The sequence below is a fragment of the Asticcacaulis sp. P2_C5 genome, assembly GCF_056404555.1.
Genome location: NZ_JBFUDU010000014.1, coordinates 92,275 through 111,884, shown reverse-complemented (window position 1 = coordinate 111,884; position 19,610 = coordinate 92,275). Strand labels below are relative to the sequence as shown.

Below are 19,610 nucleotides of genomic sequence, written 5' to 3'. Positions count from 1 at the left end.
TCGTATATAGCTGCCATGACAGTTTCAGATACCCCTCCCGTAAAAAAGCCGACCGAGTCGGAACTCGAAATCCTGCGCGTCCTGTGGGCCAAGGAATCGGCCACCGTCCGCGAAATTTTCGAGGTCCTCAGCCAGGAGCGCCCCATGGGTTACACCACGGTGCTCAAGACGATGCAGATCATGACCGAAAAGGGTCTGGTCGAACGCGTCGAGGCCGGCAAGGCGCATATCTATCACGCCACCATGCGTGAAGCCGATATGCAGGGCCAGCTTTTGCGGGACCTGAGCGAGAAACTGTTTTCCGGTTCGACCGCTTTGCTGGCCATGCACGCCCTGTCGATGCAGCCGGCCAGCGACGATGAATTGCAACAGATCAAGGCGCTCATCGAGCGCAGGCGAGGCCAATCATGACATCGGTCTACTTTGAAGCCTGGGGATTTACCCTGGTCCATTTTTGCTGGCAGGCCGCGGTCCTCGCCGGCTTGTACAAGCTGATCGATATCCTGGCGCCCAATATGCGCAACGCATCGCGCTACGTGCTCGGACTTGCAGCCTTGATCGCCATGGCCGCGCTTGCCGGCGCCACCTTTGTCTATGAAGTCCTCCGCCTGACGCCCGACGCCGTTGCACCGGTGTCGGGCCATGGCCAAGCTGTTTCCACCAGCCTGTTGCCGGCCATTGGCGCCGATACGGTGCTGACCATGCGTGCCTTGTTACCGTGGCTCGACGCAGCCTGGCTGCTCGGCGTCATCGGCCTGTCCCTGCGCATGCTGGGCGGTCTGTGGCTGATCCACCGCCTGAAGGCAGCGGCTCAGCCTGTGCCAGAAGCCCTCGCCAATCGTTTTGCCTGGGCCGTGCGCCGTCTCGGCCTGACCGGCAAGGTGAAGCTGCGTCTGCATCCCCACATTACCGGTCCGTTCGTTATCGGTGCCCTGCGTTCGGTCATCTATCTGCCGCTGTCGGCCGTGACCGCCCTCTCCCCGGAACAACTCGACGCCGTCCTGGCCCACGAACTGGAACATATCCGCCGCGCCGACTATGTGTGGAACCTGGTCCAGAGCCTGATCGAGACGGTGTTCTTCTTTCATCCGGCCGTGTGGTGGCTTGGCAGCCGCCTGCGCGAACAACGCGAACTGTGCTGCGATGACGCGGCGCTGAAGACCTGCACCGATCCACTGACCTACGCCACCGCCCTGCTCAGCCTCGAAGAACAGCGCCGCTCGGCCCCGCGTCTCGCCATGGCGCTGAACGGACAGGGCGAAGGCAAGAGCCTGGTGGGCCGTATCGCCCGTATACTGGGTGAAAAAGTCACCTTGCCGCGTGGCAAGACACGACCCCATGTTGCCCTGGCCCTGCCGGTTATCCTGCTGATGCTGGGCGTCTTTATCACGCCGGTCGCTCAGGTCGCCGCCAGCAGCGCCAAGGCGAAAGCCGAGATCGCCGCCGCTGCCACGGCTGCGGATTGCCCGATCGAGCCGAAGGACGCGCACCCCGGCCAGAGCAAAACCCGGCACGACCTTGCCGATGCCGCTGATCAGGACAAGACTCATAAACGCTGGGCTTTTGCCAGCGAAGACGGTGAATGGCAGGCGGAGTTCGATGGCATCGACCCGGACGCCATTGCCGAACAGGTCCGTGCCGATCTTATGGCGGCCAAGGCGGATATCCGCGCCCATAATGATGTCGATCCCGATGCAATCGCCGCTGAGGTCAAGGCCGACATGCAACGCGCCAAGGCCGATATGGAGCGCCAGGGGATCATGAACCACGGCATCGATCCGGATGCTATCGCGGAACAGGTGCGCAACGACACGATGAGAGCGCGCAACGACATGGCGCGCCTGGACGACATCGATCCCGACGCCATGGCTGAACAGGCCCGCGCCGACGCGCAACGCGCCAAGGACGACATGCGCCGTGCCCGCCGGATGACGCCGCCAGCCGCGCCAGAACCGCCCGAGGCGCCTGAGGCCCCCGAGGCCTACGACGAAGTCCCGGCCCCTCTGGCCGAACCTGCTCCGATGCCGGCTCCGGCTGCCGCCCCGGCGCCAGCTCCCATGTCCCAGCTTGTTCCCCCCACGCCTCCGGTCCCGCCGGTCAATGTGAAGGTCAAGAGCAAGGTCAAGATGAAGTCGGTCGCCGTGAATATCGCCGACAGCTAAACATAGCCTTGCAGCAGCCCTGTGGCGCGCCGCCTGGCTAGTCTGATGCTTCCTCTAAAATGTGACCTATTTCACTGTCTTCTCAACCATCATGATGGAACTGCGAAGAAAGAACTTGATCCCTTCTGTCGCAAAAGACCCCTCCGGCCCTCCGGGCCACCTCCCCATCTACGATAGGGAGGAGGGAGACAAGGCACGCCTAAAATACCTTGACGCCCTCCTCCTTGTTGCGAAGCAATGGGGAGCGGGGCGGCCCGTGCCGTGGCCCGAAGGGCCGGAGGGGTTACTTTTCAGTTCGGGCAATGCAGCCCCCTCAACTCTAGATGAGGCGATTGGCTAGCTTTATGTGGCAGGCCATACCCCATTATTGTCTGCAGGTCATTTGAAAGAACATCAAGATGGACAGCGACCTATTTGATTTTGTTATGAAAATTACCTTTGCCGCCCTCGGCGCTGTCTTCGACACGATCGTCAACGCGCTGGCAGATTAAGATAATAGGGGTGGACCCGCTTCGCGGATCAGCTATTATGTCCAAATGTTGCTGCTTAAGGCCTGGGGCTATGGTCGAGGCGGCTTGGACACGGGACGGGAAGGATCGCGGGCGGTGGCCCCCGGCGACCGGCACCCGAGGGGAGTTTGGAGCGCATGCAGCGCCAATTCGAAGTCGTCGGATTCGATCCGTCGCAGGCTAATACGTCACTATTCGATGCCCTGGCCAAGGCCCAGGCGAAATACGGCTCCGGAAAGGTCATTATCGAAGACCAGGACCGCAAACCCCTCAGCTACACGATGTTCCTGGCCGGGGTTTTCGGCCTGTCCCGCTTGCTGAAACGACATATCTCGGATCCGCGCGTCGGGCTTATGCTGCCGACCACGGTCGGTGGCGCCATGAGCTTCTGGGCGCTGCACGCCCTGGGCCGTGTCCCGGTCATGATCAACTTTACCGCCGGCCAGGCCAATATCCGCGCGGCGGCGAAGGTTTCGCAGATCAAGACGGTTGTGACGTCGCGTCTGTTCGTCATCAACGCCAAGCTGGACGACCTTGTCGAGGCGATGAGCCAATATGTGCGCATCATCTATCTCGACGATATCCGCAAGGAGGTCACGGCGTTCGACAAGGCCTATGCCCTGATGGCGTCGAAAATGCCGCGCCTGTTCGCCAAAAAGACCCGACCGGAAGATCCCGGCGTCATCCTGTTTACCTCGGGCAGTTTCGGCAGCCCGCGTGGTGTCGTGCTCAGCCAGGCTAACCTGGTCGCCAATACGCGGCAGATCGAGGCCCATATCCATTTGAAGCCTGAATGGATTGCGTTCAACCCCATGCCGATCTTCCATTCCCTGGGCCTGACCGGTGGCGTGGTCCTGCCGTTGCTGACCGGCATGCGCAGCTTCCAATACCCCTCGCCGCTGCACGTCAAGCAGATCCCCGGGCTGCTGAAGTCTACCAAGGCGTCGCTGCTTTTCTCGACCGACACCTTCGTCAACCAATATGCGCGCAATGGTGACCAGGATGATTTCGACACGTTGAAATTCATCGTCTGCGGCGCCGAGAAGGTCCGCGCCGAGACCCATGCCCTGTTCAAGATGCCGATCGTCGAAGGCTATGGCGTGACCGAGTGCTCGCCCGTCGTCGCGGTCAACGACCCTGAAGACAATCATTACGGCACGGTCGGCCGGCTTCTGCCCGGCATGCAGTACCGCCTGGACGCTGTCGAAGGCATCAAGGATGGCGGCCGGTTATATGTTCGCGGTCCCAATGTCATGTCGGGTTATCTCAATCCGGACACGCCGGACGTGGTCGAGGCGCCGAAGGATGGCTGGCACGATACCGGCGATATCGTCAATATTGACGATAAGGGACTGGTCCGTATCCTGGGACGCGCGAAACGTTTCGCCAAGATTGCCGGCGAAATGGTGTCGCTGACCGCCGTCGAACGCATCGCCGAAGAGGTCTGGCCGGACAATCGCCATGCCGTCGTCGCCATTGCCGACGACCGAAAGGGCGAACGGTTGGTGCTGATCACCGACAAGAGCGACGCGGAAGTGGCGCGTCTGAACGACTGGGCCAAGAAGAATGGCACACCGGCCCTAGCCATTCCCAAGAAAATCCTCAAGGTGGAAAACGTTCCCGTGCTGGGTTCGGGCAAGACCGACTACGTCACCTTGCAGAAACTGGCCGAGGTCGAAAGCCGGGCGGCTTGAGAGCAGCGACATTTGGCAGTCTTGACAGTCCCGGCGGTTTCCGCCAAAGCCCATTCATGACCAAGGCCCGTGCCACGATCAGCAAGCCTGTGCCCGAAGTGCGCTTCTGGGCCTGCTTTGCCGTGGTCTTCGCCCTGGTTGCGCAGGTCCTGTTCCCCATCCAGGCCATGGCCATGCCGAACAGCGATGGCTCGGCCTATACGCTGTGTACCGGCGACGCAGACGTCACCGTCACCAAGTCGACCAGGAGCCAGCCCGCCAAGGGCATCATGGGACTGAAATGCGCTGACTGCGTGCTGTCGTCGATCACCGCCGTCCAGACTGTAACGCCGGTTGTCTTGCCGGTTCGTCAACCTATCGCCCACGCTATTTTCCGCCCGGCCGCCCAGGCCTCGTGCATCAAGGCGCGCGCGCCGCCGCGTCCCCATTCCTGCGGTCCTCCGTCCCAGTTCCAAGCCTGATTAAACCCGCGCGACGGCCCGATCCGTCGCGTCCCAGACTTGCCTGAATTCGGACTTTCATCGTGACATCAACAGCTTCCAAGGCGCTCCTGATAGCGCTTCTCAGCAGTTCTTCGGTCCTGCCCATCGTCGCCCACGCAGATGATGCCGGTGACCAACCCAAAGAGGTCATCATCAAGGGGCAGCGCACCGCCCCCAATGTGCCGACAACGACCGAAGGTGTCACCGCCGAGGCCCTCGGCAAGACGGTCAATGTCGTCACCCCCGAAGACACCCTGCGCTATGTGCCGAATGTCCTTATCCGTCAGCGGCATATAGGCGATACCCAATCCCCTATCACAACACGGACGTCGGGCGTCGGCGCCTCGGCGCGCAGCCTGATCTATGTCGACGGCATTCTGCTGTCGTCCCTGATCGGCAACAACAATAGCAGCGCCTCGCCCAAATGGGGCCTGATAGCGCCGGAAGCCGTAGCCCGCGTCGATGTGCTGTATGGCCCGTTCTCAGCCGCCTATGCCGGCAACAGCCTGGGCAGTGTCATCGAGTTCACCACCCGCATGCCGTCGAAGCTCGAAGCGACGCTGGAGGTCCAGGGTGCGTCCCAGGCCTTCCGCAAATACGGCGACGATGACACCTATGGCACGTTGCGCTATGCCGGCAGCCTGGGTAACCGCAACGATCGCGCCGCCTGGCGGATCAGCTATAACCACCTCGACAGCCATTCTCAGCCACTCAGCTATATATCGGCGGCCAGCGCGCCAGCCGGCACAACGGGGGCCTATGACGACGCCAGCCGTTTGCGTGTGCCGGTGAAAATCCTGGGCACCGGCGGACTGGAGCACCAGGTTCAGGACAATCTGTCTGGCCGCCTGACCTACGACCTGAGCCCGGCCCTGACCGCAGCCTATACCTTCGGCCTGTTCCGCAATGACGATCGCTCAACCGTCAGCACCTATCTGCGCAATGGCGCCGGCGACAAGATCTATACGGCGGGCTTCTCCAGCGGCGTCTACCGCCTCGACGAAACCCAGTTGGCCCAAGGCCTCTCCCTGACCTCGCACCGCAATGGCGCCTTCGATTTCAGCCTGACGGCTTCGAGCTTCGCCTATCTCGACAGCCACCAAAGAACGCCGACGACCACCCTGCCCGCCGGGTTCGATGGTGGGGCGGGGACCGGCGCCTGGCTGGACGGCACCGGCTGGCACACCCTGGATGCCAAGGGGACCTGGCGACCCGACGGCCCGCATCTGGTGACCTTCGGCGCCCATCTCGACACCTTCAAACTCGACAACCCCAAATATGCCCTCAGCGACTGGACAAATGCTGATCCGGGCGCCGTGACCAGCGCCAGCCGCGGCCGTACAGAGACCAGGGCCCTGTGGCTGCAGGACGTCATGCGCATCGGCCCGCGTACCAAACTGACCCTGGGCCTGCGCGGCGAGGCCTGGCGTGCCTATGACGGCGTCAACTATTCGCTCAGCCCCGCTCTCAATGTCGCTCAGCCGGCCCTGAAGCGCGGCGCCATCTCGCCAAAGGTCGTCCTGGCTTTCAAACCAAAGCCCGACTGGACCTTGAAGGCCTCGGTCGGGGCTGCGACGCGTTTCCCGACCGTCAGCGAACTGTACCAGGCCATAACGACGGGCGCGGTCCTGAGTGTGCCCAACCCGAACCTGCGCCCCGAACGCGCCTTGTCGTCGGAACTGTCGGCCGGCCGCGAATGGGACAGCGGCAGCCTGCGCGTCTCCGTGTTCGACGAACACATTACCGATGCCCTGTTGTCGCAAAGCGCGCCGCTCCTTGCCGGCTCGAGCCAGCTGTTCAGCTATGTGCAGAATGTCGACCGGACCCACGCCCGGGGCATAGAAATCGTCGGTGACCAGCAGGACGTGCTGATCAAGGGCCTGCAGGTTTCCGGCTGGGTGACCTGGGTCGACGCCAAAACGACCAAGGACACGGCCTTTGCCGCGGCCGTCGACAAGAACCTGCCGCAGATTCCAAAGCTGCGCGCGGCGCTGGTCGTGACCTATAGCCGCGACAAACTGGACCTGACCCTGGCGGCCCGCTACAGCGATCGCGCCTTCGCCACGATCGACAATTCCGACACCTACGCCAATACCTATCAGGGTTTCAGCGGCTATGCCGTCGTAGACGCCCACGCCCGCTACCGCATGACGGATCACTGGACGGTCAATCTCGGCGTCAACAATCTCAACAACCGCAGCTACTTCCTGTTCCATCCCTTCACCCAGCGCACGGTGATCGCCAGCCTGAAATACAGCTACTGACATGGGCAAAATGGCAGCAAAACTAGGTGATATAGCGCGGCGGATGGTCGACTATCGCATGATCTGGCGGTGGCATTTCTATGCCGGTCTGGTCTGCATCCCGTTCATTGTCGTCCTGTCGATCACCGGGCCGATCTACCTGTTCAAGCCGCAGATCGAGACGGCGATCGACGCGCGCTACGACCATCTGGCCTTCACGGGTTCATTGCGATCGGCGGCCGACATGGTGGCCGCCGCCGAGCATGCCGTGCACGGCGGCCGTTTCAAAGCCATCGAGGTCCGCCCCGACGACCATGACGCGGCGCGGATCATTGTCCAGAAGGGCGGCGACAAGGTTCGTGTCTATGTCCATCCGCAGAATCTCAGCATATTGAAACAAGTCGCTGAAGACGCGCGCTTTATGAATGTGGTCAAGACCATCCATGGCGAGCTGTTCGCTGGCCGTTTCGGCCAGGTGATCGTCGAACTGGCGGCCAGCTGGGCCATCGTTATGGTCCTGAGCGGGCTTTATCTGTGGTGGCCACGCCAGGCAACCGGCCTGGCCGGTGTCCTGTGGCCACGCCTGAACATGGGGCGGCGTATCTTCTGGCGCGACATCCACGCCGTCGCCGGTATCTATATTTCCGGTCTCGCGCTGGTCCTGTTATTAACCGGCCTGCCGTGGACCTACGTCTGGGGCAATGGTTTCAAGGCCGCGCGCAGCCTGGGCCAACCGCCTGCGGCGCAGGCCTGGAGCCAGGGCCGCCACGACGAGCACCAGACGGCAAAGGCCGAAGGGACTGCGCCCGTCGACCTGTCGCAGTTGGATGCCATGATCGATATGGTCCGTGCGTTGGACGTACCGCCGCCAGTCATCCTCTCGGCCCCGGCTAAGGGTACCTTGTGGACGGTGACATCGGATAGCGGCAACCGCCCGCAACGCGTTACCCTGACCATAGAGCCCGCCATGCTGGAAGTGATCGGTCGCGAGGATTTCGGCGATAAGAAATTGCTCGACCGCGTCGTCGGCATCGGCACCGCGGCGCACGAAGGTCAGTTGTTCGGCTGGCCCAACCAGCTGCTGGGTATCATCACCGCGCTTGGCCTGCTGACCCTGTGCGTCACCGGCGTCATCATGTGGTGGCAGCGCCGCCCGGAACGGACTCTTGGTGCGCCGGTGTTGCTGCCCGATGAACGCCTTGGCCCGGGCTTGGCGATCCTGACCATCGTTTTGGCGTTGTTCCTGCCGGTGTTGGGCATCTGCCTGATCGTTGTCGCGGTAGTTGAACGGCTGGTCCTGCGCCGGATTGTCGGTGTAAGGGACTGGTTGGGACTAAAAGTCTGACCAACGTAAGAAACGTTCTCACCTGCGCTTGGCTACCTCTTTGGGGGAAGGTCTGATTTTACGGCAATTTTCAACGCGGAAAGCGCCGAAAGAGCAGACAAGGCGCCGAAAAAAGAAAAGTGAGCGGACAGAGTTTTGCCCGAAGGGCTTTATGCCAGGCCTGTGTCAACAGTCATCAAAAGGAAGCGCTTCGCGCGGTAGGAACCACGCCCAAGATTTCTGCGCCTTGTCCGCTCTTTCGGCGCTTTCCGCGTTGAAAATAGCTATAAGATCAAATCTTTACGCAGACATCGATGCCGTCCACAATCAGACAAACTTCATCGAGGACACATTGTGAAAATTCGATTTGCTGAGCGTGAAGACATTCCGCACCTGTTGGAACTCTATCGCCATCTCGACCCCAACGATAAAGAAACGGCCGTTGAGGACGCCATTAAAAGCTGGGAGCAATTGCAGCTCTATCCCGGCAGCAATATCCTGATTGGCTGCCTGGACCAAACCATCGTCACGACCTGTACGCTTGTCGTGATCCCAAATCTCACGCGTGGCGGCACGCCCTACGCCCTGATTGAAAATGTCGTGACCGACGCCGCTTTCCGAAACAGAGGCCTTGGCAAGGCGATCCTCAAAGCAGCGACCGAAGCCGCGTGGCATGCTGGATGCTACAAGGTCATGCTGCTGACTGGCTCAACACGCCCGGCCACCCTGAGATTTTACCACGGCGCAGGCTTTGAACAGAACAAGACCGGTTTCCAGATTCGCCGGATACCGCCGCGGGCCTCATAGGGGGACGCGCGCAGTTCGCAAACTTTCGAAAAGCAAGTTTAATATGCTTGCATTTCGCATATTTCGGAAGCATAAAAATTATCACGGTCACAAGAAAGCCGCCCCTTGTGGGGGCGGCTTTGGGTAGGCAAACCGTCTGACAGCTTTACAGATTGATCATCCGGCCGTCGGCGTCGAGCGACGCTTCCAGTATGGCTTCCGACATGGTCGGGTGCGGGAACACGGTCCCCTGCAGATCCTCTTCCGTCGCTTCCATCGTGATGGCCAGGCAGAAGCCCTGGACCATTTCCGTGACATTGGCGCCGATCAGGTGGGCGCCCAAAAGCGCGCCCGTCTTCTTGTCGAAGATCACCTTGACGAAACCACCGGATTCACCGGCCGCAATCGCCTTGCCGTTGGCCTTGAACGGGAAGCGGCCTATCTTGACGTCCAACCCCTTCTCTTTCGCGCCCTGTTCGGTAATGCCGACCGAGGCCACTTCCGGCGTGGCATAGGTACAGCCCGGGATTGGCGGATTGAGGTTGGACAGCTTCTTGCCAGCCATATAGTCGACGGCGTGGATAGCTTCGTGTGACGCCTTGTGCGCCAGCCAGGGCGGTCCGGCACAGTCGCCGATGGCGTACAGGCCCTTCACATTTGTCTTACCATGGCTGTCATTCTTGACGTGGCCGCGGTCCATCTCGACGCCCAGCTTGTCGAGGCCGATACCGTCGGTATTGGCCGCGATGCCGACCGCCACGATACAGCCTTCGGCCGTCAGGACCTCCGTCTTGCCGCCGATTTCGATCGACACCGCAACGCCGTCCTTGGGCTTTTCGACCTTGGTCACCTTGGCGCCGACACGGAACTTGATGCCGCGCTTTTCGAATGCTTTCAGCGCCTCGGCCGAGACCTCCTTGTCCTCGACCGGCAGGATGCGGTCCAGGGCTTCAATGACTGTGACTTCAGCACCGAGCGAACGGTAGAAGCTGGCGAATTCGATGCCGATGGCGCCCGAACCGATGACGACCAGCGACTTCGGCATCTTCTTGGGCGACAGGGCGTTGCGATAGGTCCAGATACGGTCGCCGTCCGAAACGGCGCCGATCGCCGGGATTTCCCGCGCCCGGGCACCGACCGCCAGCATGACGTTCTTGGCCTCGACGGTTTGCGAACCGCCATTGTTCAGCTTGACCACCACCTTGGGGGCGTCCTTGCCGGGTTCCAGCGTGGCGAAGCCCTCGATCACGTCGATCTTGTTCTTCTTCATCAGGTAGCCAACGCCGCCGTTAAGCTGCTTGGCCACGGCGCGCGAACGGGCAATGACCTTTTCAAAGTCGAAGCCCGGCTTTTCACCGGTCAGGCCGTAGTCGCCCAAATGATTGATTTTGTCGAAGACTTCGGCCGACTTGAGCAGCGCCTTGGTCGGGATACAGCCCCAGTTGAGGCAGATGCCGCCCAGCAGTTCGCGTTCGACAATGGCGACCTTCAGGCCGTTTTGCGACGCGCGGATGGCGCCTTCGTAACCGCCCGGGCCGGAACCGATAACCACGAGATCATAAGTCATATCAATTCCTTACGCCAGCATCTTGATGGGATCTTCGATCAACGGCTTGAAGACGTTGATGAACTTGGCCCCGATGGAGCCATCGACGACACGGTGATCGCAGGTCAGGGTCACCGACATGACGGTCGCCACGGCCAGTTGGCCGTTCTTGACAACCGCACGCGGTTCACCGGCGCCTACCGACATGATGCAGCCCTGCGGCTCATTGAGGATCGAGGTGAAGGTCTTGATCCCGAACATGCCGAGGTTGGAGACCGAGAAGGTGCCACCCTGGAACTCTTCCGGCTTCAGCTTGCGATCACGCGCGCGCTGGGCCAGGTCCTTCATTTCCTTGGAAATATCGGCCAGCGACTTGGTTTCCGCCTTGCGGACGATCGGGGTGATCAGGCCGCCATCGATGGCCACCGCTACCGCGATATCAGCATTGTGGTGCATGGCGATACCTTCGGGCGTGTAGGAGGCATTGGCCTCCGGCACGGCCTTCAACGCCAGGGCCACGGCCTTGATGATCATGTCATTGACCGAGACCTTGATGCCGCGCGCTTCCAGGGCGGTATTGATCTTGGTCCGCGCCGCCAGCAGGTTATCGAGTTCGATATCGACGGTCAGCGGGAAATGCGGAATGTCGCGGAAGCTTTCCGTCATGCGGCGGGCGATGACCTTGCGCATGCCGTCCAGCGGAACCAGATCGTAGGAACCGGCGGGAATACCCATCTGTTCCAGCGACTGGACCTTGCGAGGCTCGGCAGCAGGCGCCGAGGCACCGGTGGCCGGGGCCGGCTTGGCGCCACCCTTTTGCGCCTCTTCGATATCGCGCTTGATAATCCGGCCGTGCGGACCCGTGCCCTTGACCGACTTCAGGTCGAGATTGGCCATGGCCGCCAGACGGCGCGCCAGGGGCGACGCCGCGACGCGTGAACCGGCGGCGGCGGGTGCGGCAACCGGAGTCGCGGCAGCCGGTGCGGCTGTAGCTGCCGGAGCGCTGGCAACCGGTGCCGCCGCCGCAGGAGCGGCTTTAGGCGCCGGCGCAGCATCACCGCCCGACAGGCGGGCGATGGGCGTATTCACCTTCACGCCTTCGGTGCCGGCCTCGACCAGGATAGCCTCGACAGTACCTTCGTCGACGGCTTCCACTTCCATGGTCGCCTTGTCAGTTTCGATTTCGGCGATGACCTGCCCGGCGGAGATTTCATCCCCCACCTTGACGTGCCACTTGGCCAGAATGCCCTCTTCCATGGTGGGAGACAGGGCCGGCATCAGAATATCGGTCATGCTGTTCTCCTTAGCGGTAGGTCACGGCCTTGACGGCCTTGACGATCTTTTCGACGCTCGGAACCGTGAGGGCTTCGAGATTGGCGGCGTAGGGCATGGGCACATCTTCCTGGTGAACGCGCAGAGGCGGCGCGTCCAGATCGTCAAAAGCAGCTTCGACGACGCGGGCTGCCACTTCCGCACCAACGCCGCACGGGCCCCAGCCTTCTTCCACCGTGACCAGACGGTTGGTTTTTCTCACCGAGGCGACAACCGTGTCGGTATCCAGCGGACGCAGGGTGCGCAGGTTGACGACTTCGGCATCGATACCCTCGGCTGCCAATTGTTCGGCGGCCTTCAGCGCGAAACCGACCATGCGCGAATGGGCGACGATGGTGACGTCCTTGCCTTCGCGCTGGATCTTGGCCTTGCCGATCGGCAGGACGAAATCTTCCATATCGGGGATTTCGAATTCCAGGCCGTACATCATCTCGTGTTCGAGGAAGACGACAGGGTTCGGGTCGCGGATGGCGGCCTTCATCAGGCCCTTGGCGTCGGCCGCGTCATAGGGCGCGATGACCTTCAGGCCGGGGACATTGGCGTACCAGGCCGAATAGTCCTGGCTGTGTTGCGCACCGACGCGGGCAGCGGCGCCGTTCGGGCCGCGGAAGACGATCGACGACTTGATCTGGCCGCCCGACATATACAGGGTCTTGGCAGACGAATTAATAATATGGTCAATGGCTTGCATGGCGAAGTTAAACGTCATGAACTCGATGATCGGCTTCAGGCCCGCCATAGCGGCGCCCGAACCGATACCGGCAAAGCCCATTTCGGTGATCGGGGTGTCGATGACGCGGCGTTCGCCGAACTCTTCCAGCAGGCCGCGCGACACCTTATAGGCGCCCTGGTATTGGGCCACTTCTTCGCCCATCAGGAAGACCTTGTCGTCGCGGCGCATTTCCTCGGCCATAGCGTCGCGCAGGGCGTCACGAACGGTGATCTTGACCATCGGCGTACCGGCAGGGATTTCCGGATCGGCCGGCGCGGCCTTGGCAGCAACCGGGGCTGCCGCAGGAGCGGCTTCGACGGGTGCTGCGGCTTCCGGAGCCGCGGCGGCCGGTGCGGGTGCAGGCGCCGATACGCCGCCCTCGAGGCGCGCGATCGGCGTATTCACCTTGACGCCTTCGGTGCCAGCTTCGACCAGGATAGCCTCGACCTTGCCTTCATCGACGGCTTCGACTTCCATGGTCGCCTTGTCGGTTTCGATCTCGGCGATGACTTGCCCGGCCGAGACTTCGTCGCCGACCTTGATGAGCCATTTGCTGAGCGTGCCTTCTTCCATGGTGGGAGAAAGGGCGGGCATAAGTATATCCGTCATTGTTTCACCTCATCCGGCCATTGGGGGCGGATATCTGCAGATTTGATTTCGGGTTTGCGGCCTTGAGCCAGGCCAAAAGGGTCGCCTTCGCGTGTTTCACGGCCGGTTTCGGCAGCGTCTTCGGGATAGGCAAAGTCGTGTGCGGTCGGGTAGCAATAGAATGTCGACGGCCGACGGTCGAGCAGGCGCAGGTCGGCGTCTATGGTGGAACAGGTCTGCACGACCTGGACAGGCTTGCCGGCCACGGTGACCGTCTTTATGGCAATCGTCCAGGTACCGCGCGTTTCAAACTGCGACTGGCCGTCCCAGACATAGATCTGACCGTCCGGCGCCATATAGCGCACCCGCCAGCCGTCATCGTAGTCAAGCGGAGAGATGGTCGTCCGGCCAACCAGTTGCGAGCGGGCATAGCTCAGAAAATCATCCCGCGACAGGGTTTCCCAGGCCGCGTTCGGCGCCTTGCGGAGGCGGTAGCTGCCGTCCCTGTCCGCCGTCGTATAGACGATCTTCTCGTCGCTGAGCAGCGAATTGGCCAGGTGCATGTCCTGGCTCAGCACGGCCCCCGTCGTCACCTGCACCGTGGGCGCGTCGTCGGCCATGGCTGTGCTACAGGCCAGAAGACCTGCGCCGGCAAAACCCAGACATGCACGCAGCGCGATCGCCATGGATCAGGCCTCGGTATAGACTTCGGTGTACAGTTCCGACGGATCGGGCTCCGGGCTGGTCTGGGCGAATTCGACAGCTTCCAGGACGATCGCCTTGACGTCGTTGTCGATCGCCTTGATCTCGTCCTCGCCCACGCCCGCTTGCTGCAGCATGGTCTTGATGTGATCGATCGGGTCGCGCGTCGTCTTGACCTCGTCGACCTCTTCCTTGCTGCGGTACTTGGCCGGGTCGGACATCGAGTGGCCGCGATAGCGGTAGGTCTTCATTTCCAGGATGTACGGCCCCTTGCCCGAACGCGCGTGCTCGGCGGCGCGTTCGGCGGCGTCCTTGACCGCAAACACGTCCATGCCATCGACCGTTTCGCCCGGAATACCGAACGACGCGCCGCGTTGCGACAGGTTGACCGTGGCGGATGCGCGGGCCAACGACGTGCCCATGGCGTATTCGTTGTTTTCGATGACATACACGACCGGCAGCTTCCACAGCTGGGCCATGTTGAAGCTTTCATAGACCTGGCCCTGGTTGGCCGCGCCGTCGCCGAAATAGGTGAAGGAGACATTGCCGTTCTGCTTGTAGAAGTCGGCGAAGGCCAGCCCCGTACCCAGCGACACCTGCGCACCGACAATGCCGTGGCCGCCGAAGAAGCCGGTCTCGATGTCGAACATGTGCATCGACCCGCCCTTGCCCTTGGACGACCCTCCCGAACGGCCCGTCAACTCGGCCATGACGGCCTTGGGGGCCATGCCGGCAGCCAGCATGTGGCCGTGGTCGCGATAGCCGGTAATCACCTGGTCGCCGTCCTTCGACGCTGCTTCCATACCCACCGCGACGGCTTCCTGGCCGATATACAGGTGGCAGAAACCGCCGATCAGACCCATGCCGTAAAGCTGACCCGCGCGCTCCTCGAAACGGCGGATCAACACCATCTCGCGGTAATATTTCAGCAACTCGTCCTTGGAGACATTGCTCAATTTGTTGCCGGTTTCGCTGGTCTTCTGGGCGGCACGCGCCATGGACACCTCCTCTGCTTAAGGATCCGGCCGGGAATGATCTTCGGCCTCTGAATTTATTTCGATTGGATTGCGCCGAACGGGCAACACACATCGAAGGCCACTTCCTTTAGGAGAGGAGTGCCTTCGCGTAAAGGGCTAATGAAGGGTCAGGAAACGACGTTCGGACCGATACGGTCACGAATAACGTAGGCCGTAGGCTCGGAAAGGCCCAAAAGTACACGGGCGCGTTCTTCCAGCAAATCTTTCGACAGGTTGTCGGTACGCAAGTATTTGGCCCGAGCCTCCAGATCCGCACGCTCGGTCTTGAGTTCAGCGAGCTGTTCGGTCTTGGCCTTCATTTCAACCTCGCGCGATTCCTGCGAGAAGAAACCTTTGTCGCCAGTTAAATACTGTACGCATACATAGGTGAGTACAAGAGCGATCAATGCAGTAGGCAAGTAGGGCCTCAATCTGAATAACACGACTTGTGCCCTTTCTGGACAACGCAACGACTTCGCGGTCAGTTTTCGGCCATCGCAGTTAACAAAGGGTTACAAACCATGTCATTGCACCGCGAAGAATTTATCATGCCGATCACATCGTTTTTATCATTATTGTCAAAATGTTACCGGCGAGCCCGCCGGTGGGGCAAATCGACTGCGCTCATTGAAGGGATTGCTTGCCAGGGCGGTGCCAGGACAAGCGTGGGTCCTGATTTCGATTCTGTGTCTTCGGATGCCGTTGAGTGGCAAGGCCGAACGGCTTGTCACCGCTCCGCTCCATCCTTCCTTGACGCAAAAGAAAAAGCGGAAACCGCTATGGTTCCCGCCCCTTCCAGAAGACTGTTAAAGCTGTTTAGCAGCGGATGACGCTGACGCCGGCATAGACGGCTTCGTCGTCGAGTTGCGATTCGATGCGCAGCAGCTGGTTGTACTTGGCCAACCGGTCCGAACGGGCCAGCGAGCCCGTCTTGATCTGGCCGCAGTTCATGGCCACCGACAGGTCGGCGATGGTCGAATCCTCGGTTTCGCCCGAACGGTGCGACATGACCGAGGTATAGCCGGCGCGGTGCGCCATATCGACGGCGTCCATGGTTTCCGACAGCGTGCCGATCTGGTTGACCTTGACGAGGATCGAATTGGCCATGCCTTCGACAATGCCGGTTTCCAGGCGATCGGGATTGGTGACGAAAAGATCGTCACCGACCAATTGGATACGGTCGCCCAGGCGCTCGGTCAGGGCCTTCCAGCCTTCGTAATCGTCCTCGGCCATGCCGTCTTCGATCGAGCAGATCGGGAAGCTGTCGGCCAGGTTGGCGAGATAGTCGACCATCTGGTTCTGGTCGAGGATCTTCTTTTCGCCGGTCATGTTGTACTTACCGTCCTTGAAGAACTCGGTCGAGGCGACGTCCATGGCAAGCCAGAAGTCGGAACCGGCCTTGTAGCCCGCCTGCTCGCCGGCCTTCATGATGAAGCTCAGAGCTTCCTCCGCCGAGGCCAGGTTCGGGGCGAAACCGCCCTCATCGCCGACATTGGTGTTGTGGCCGGCCTGCTTGAGCGCCTTTTTCAGACTGTGGAAGATTTCCGCGCCCATGCGCAGGGCTTCGGAAAAATCCGGCGCGCCGGCCGGAACAATCATGAATTCCTGGATGTCGATGGGGTTATCGGCGTGGGCGCCGCCGTTGATGATGTTCATCAGCGGCACAGGCAGGACGCGGGCGCCGAGGCCACCGACATACTTGTACAACGACAGGTTCGACGACAGGGCGGCGGCGCGGGCCGTGGCAAGCGAGACGCCCAGGATGGCATTGGCGCCCAGTCGCGCCTTGTTCGGCGTGCCATCGAGATTGATCAGGGTCTGGTCCAGGCGGCGCTGGTCCAGGGCTTCGAAGCCCGAAATGGCTTCGAAGATTTCGCCGTTGACGGCGTCGACGGCCTGGCGAACGCCCTTGCCGCCGTAACGCTTCATGTCACCATCGCGCTTTTCGACAGCTTCGTGCGCGCCGGTTGAGGCGCCCGACGGCACAGCCGCACGGCCGAAAGAGCCGTCATCCAGGGTAACGTCGACTTCGACCGTGGGGTTACCACGCGAATCGAGGATTTCGCGAGCTGTGATGTCGATGATTTCGGGCATGGGGGGAGTCCTGCTATGTGAAACTTCGGATAAATGCAGGCGCGCTTTAGCAAGGACCGGCGGGGGTGGCAAGCGCGGCGGCAAGCGCATTGCAACCGGATGTCAGATGTGATGATACTTTGCCCAACCAAAAGTCACAAAAGCGTGGGGTGGATATGGCAAGGTTCGTCTCGATTCTGGCGATTACGGCGGCAATGGCATGCGCATCGGCCGCACCGGCGCAGACCCCGCCACCCGACGCCACGGAAGTCGTGATCAAGGGCGTTCTGCGGGCCAAGCCCGCACCGACTGATCCCCTGCCCCCGCTGGATATCTTCACAAAGGCGGCGCGAATCGAACAGATCGCCATCTCGCCCGATGGCAGCCAGGTCGCCTTCACGACGCACGTCGAAGGTTCGCACCTGATGGCGGTCTATCGCGTTGCCGACGACAGCAAACGCGCCATCAAGCTGGGTGACGATCGGTTGACCGCCATAAGCTGGATGGACAACGACCATATACTTCTGTCGGCCAGCCAGACCGGCCTGCGCGGCACATGTCCGGCAACCTCCAACCAGTACAAGGCCGACAACGACACCAAGATGTCGCTTGTTCAGGGGGGCGACGGTGCCACGCTGGCCCTGCTCAATTCCCTGCGCACACCCGGATGCGCCTTTTACGGCGTCCGCTCCGAAGAAGCCGTGACCGTGTTCAATCTGAAGACCGACACCGGGACCCGTATCGGCGACAAGATGAGCGAGTTGAACAACCTGGCGCTCGGTGTTCCGAAGACCGTCATGATCGACGGCAAGCCGAATCTGATGGGCCCGTTTCTGGAACTGCGCCTGGACTCAATTAACCGACAGCCCCTTCAGCGGGTCTATCTGTGGCGGACCGATCCCGAAACCGGCCGCGGCAAGCTGATCGACGACGGCGGCGGCGATCTCGATCGCGAAGCCCGCTACGTCGACGACTGGCTGTTCGATGGCCAAGGCGTGCCGTTCGCCCGCACATCCTATGACTTTATCAAGGAAACCTTCAGCATCCAGATTCGGGACGGGCAAAATTCCGGTTCCAAGGCATGGAAGCCGATTCTGACGCGAAAGATCGGCGATCGCGAACTGACCCTGGCACCCTATCTGGTTGGGCTCGGCCGCGACGGCAAGGCCATCGTCATTTTCGACAAGGACACGGCGACCGGTCTTTATCACTATTATGAACTGTCACCGGACGGCACATTGTCGGCAGCGCTGGAGCCCGACGATGCGCGGCGTGACCGGCCGATTTTCGATCCGGCCACCGGCCGCCTGGGCGGCTTTGTCAGCGACGGCGAGACACCGGACTACAGGCTCAGTGATCCCGGTCTGGCCAAAATCTATGCCGCGGCCCAGGAAGCGGCGCCGGCCCAGGCGGTCAGGATCGTCGACACGGCGCGCGATCCGCGCCGCATGATCATCTTTACCCAGGGCAGTGATGACGCCGGCGGCTACTTCTATCTCGACATGGTAAAGGGCAGCTTTGTCGACCTCGGCAATGACCATGCCGACATCCCGGCTGAATGGATAGCTACGCAGTCGCCCATGACCTATACGGCCGCTGATGGGCTCGAAATCCATGCCCTGCTCACCTACCCGACCAGGGCGGATAACAAGAACCTGCCCTTGATCGTCCTACCGCATGACGGGCCGGAAGGTCACGACGCCATCGGCTATAACTGGCTGGCCCAGGTCCTGGCGTCACGCGGCTATCTGGTCCTGCAGCCCAATTATCGAGGCTCGGAAGGTAACGGTCAGGCCTTTGTCGATGCCGGAAACGGCCAATACGGCGGCAAGATGCTGAGCGACATGGCCGCCGGCGTCAACGACCTGGTAGCGCACGGCGTGGCCGATCCGAAGCGCGTCTGCATCGTCGGCGCCGGTTTTGGTGGCTATGCGGCGCTTTCGGGTGCTGTGGCGGGCGACGGCACCTACGCTTGCGCTGCGGCCATCGGCGGCGTCTCCGATGTTGCGGACTATACGGCGTGGATCCGAATCAATCGGCCGCTTGTCGATCCGGACCGGATCGGCGGGCTGGAAGTCGATCCAACCTGGCCGCGCGCCTTTCGTCAGGCGGCTAATTCCCAGGCGACCTTGTTGCGCTACATCGGTGATGCCGATAGGGCCTTGATTTCACCCATTGGCAAGGTGAACGCGGCCGTACCGGTCATGTTGATTCACGGCGATAAGGACACGGCAGTGCCGGCCAGCCAGAGCCGCAGGATGCGCGACGCCCTGCAAAAGGCCGGCAAGGCGGTGGATTACAGCGAATTGAAGGGCTGCGACCACGATCTGACGACCGACACCTGCCGTCTGCAAACCGCCGAGGCCGTCGTGGCCTTTCTCGGCAAGTATAATCCTGCACAACAATAGGAAAAAGGCGCGGACCCTGGGATCCGCGCCCAA

At 61.4% G+C, this 19,610-nt stretch carries 15 protein-coding genes; 8 read left to right on the top strand and 7 right to left on the bottom strand.

What is annotated here, in order from left to right; translation table 11 throughout:
- The first annotated feature begins 15 nt into the window (after positions 1–15).
- From AC1DXO_RS21915 to AC1DXO_RS21885, 7 genes are all read left to right on the top strand, one after another.
- Positions 16–411: a BlaI/MecI/CopY family transcriptional regulator gene (locus AC1DXO_RS21915; RefSeq protein ID WP_476980324.1), complete on the top strand. Its 396-nt coding sequence runs from the start codon at positions 16–18 to the stop codon at positions 409–411.
- Positions 408–2,162 carry a M56 family metallopeptidase gene (locus AC1DXO_RS21910; protein WP_476980323.1) on the top strand — a complete coding sequence of 585 codons (1,755 nt, stop codon included), beginning with the start codon at positions 408–410 and terminating at the stop codon, positions 2,160–2,162. Before AC1DXO_RS21915 ends, AC1DXO_RS21910 begins: the two co-directional genes overlap by 4 nt.
- Positions 2,163–2,808: 646 nt before the next feature.
- Positions 2,809–4,365, top strand: coding sequence for an AMP-binding protein (locus tag AC1DXO_RS21905; RefSeq protein WP_476980322.1), 1,557 nt, complete (start codon positions 2,809–2,811; stop codon positions 4,363–4,365).
- 56 nt (positions 4,366–4,421) lie between these two features.
- Positions 4,422–4,826 carry a hypothetical protein gene (locus AC1DXO_RS21900; RefSeq protein WP_476980321.1) on the top strand — a complete coding sequence of 135 codons (405 nt, stop codon included), beginning with the start codon at positions 4,422–4,424 and terminating at the stop codon, positions 4,824–4,826.
- A 62-nt stretch (positions 4,827–4,888) separates the two neighbouring features.
- Positions 4,889–7,111, top strand: a complete 2,223-nt coding sequence (locus AC1DXO_RS21895; RefSeq protein ID WP_476980320.1) for a TonB-dependent receptor — start codon at positions 4,889–4,891, stop codon at positions 7,109–7,111.
- A gap of 10 nt (positions 7,112–7,121) precedes the next feature.
- A complete protein-coding gene (locus AC1DXO_RS21890; RefSeq protein ID WP_476980319.1) occupies positions 7,122–8,435 on the top strand; it encodes a PepSY-associated TM helix domain-containing protein in 1,314 nt (437 codons plus the stop codon).
- Between the two features lie 375 nt (positions 8,436–8,810).
- Positions 8,811–9,221 carry a GNAT family N-acetyltransferase gene (locus AC1DXO_RS21885; protein ID WP_476980318.1) on the top strand — a complete coding sequence of 137 codons (411 nt, stop codon included), beginning with the start codon at positions 8,811–8,813 and terminating at the stop codon, positions 9,219–9,221.
- Positions 9,222–9,366: 145 nt separating this feature from the next.
- Here AC1DXO_RS21885 and lpdA read toward each other — a convergent pair whose 3' ends face one another.
- The 7 genes from lpdA to eno all read right to left on the bottom strand — a co-directional run bounded on the left by lpdA (position 9,367) and on the right by eno (position 17,190).
- The gene (gene lpdA, locus AC1DXO_RS21880) at positions 9,367–10,767 is read right to left on the bottom strand and encodes a dihydrolipoyl dehydrogenase (RefSeq protein ID WP_476980317.1); all 1,401 of its coding nucleotides are present in this window, start codon (positions 10,765–10,767) and stop codon (positions 9,367–9,369) included.
- A gap of 9 nt (positions 10,768–10,776) precedes the next feature.
- The gene (locus tag AC1DXO_RS21875; protein ID WP_476980316.1) at positions 10,777–12,039 is read right to left on the bottom strand and encodes a pyruvate dehydrogenase complex dihydrolipoamide acetyltransferase; all 1,263 of its coding nucleotides are present in this window, start codon (positions 12,037–12,039) and stop codon (positions 10,777–10,779) included.
- 10 nt (positions 12,040–12,049) lie between these two features.
- The gene (locus AC1DXO_RS21870; RefSeq protein WP_476980315.1) at positions 12,050–13,399 is read right to left on the bottom strand and encodes a pyruvate dehydrogenase complex E1 component subunit beta; all 1,350 of its coding nucleotides are present in this window, start codon (positions 13,397–13,399) and stop codon (positions 12,050–12,052) included.
- The gene (locus tag AC1DXO_RS21865) at positions 13,396–14,064 is read right to left on the bottom strand and encodes a hypothetical protein (protein WP_476980314.1); all 669 of its coding nucleotides are present in this window, start codon (positions 14,062–14,064) and stop codon (positions 13,396–13,398) included. The genes AC1DXO_RS21870 and AC1DXO_RS21865 overlap by 4 nt, the downstream gene beginning before the upstream one ends.
- Positions 14,065–14,067: 3 nt before the next feature.
- Entirely contained in the window at positions 14,068–15,078 is a 1,011-nt protein-coding gene (pdhA, locus tag AC1DXO_RS21860) for a pyruvate dehydrogenase (acetyl-transferring) E1 component subunit alpha (RefSeq protein WP_476980313.1), read from the bottom strand.
- Positions 15,079–15,224: 146 nt separating this feature from the next.
- Positions 15,225–15,515 carry an FtsB family cell division protein gene (locus tag AC1DXO_RS21855; RefSeq protein ID WP_476980312.1) on the bottom strand — a complete coding sequence of 97 codons (291 nt, stop codon included), beginning with the start codon at positions 15,513–15,515 and terminating at the stop codon, positions 15,225–15,227.
- A 397-nt stretch (positions 15,516–15,912) separates the two neighbouring features.
- Entirely contained in the window at positions 15,913–17,190 is a 1,278-nt protein-coding gene (gene eno / locus AC1DXO_RS21850) for a phosphopyruvate hydratase (RefSeq protein WP_476980311.1), read from the bottom strand.
- 155 nt (positions 17,191–17,345) lie between these two features.
- Here eno and AC1DXO_RS21845 point away from each other — a divergent pair, with 155 nt between their 5' ends.
- Positions 17,346–19,577, top strand: a complete 2,232-nt coding sequence (locus AC1DXO_RS21845; RefSeq protein ID WP_476980310.1) for an alpha/beta hydrolase family protein — start codon at positions 17,346–17,348, stop codon at positions 19,575–19,577.
- Positions 19,578–19,610 lie beyond the last annotated feature (33 nt).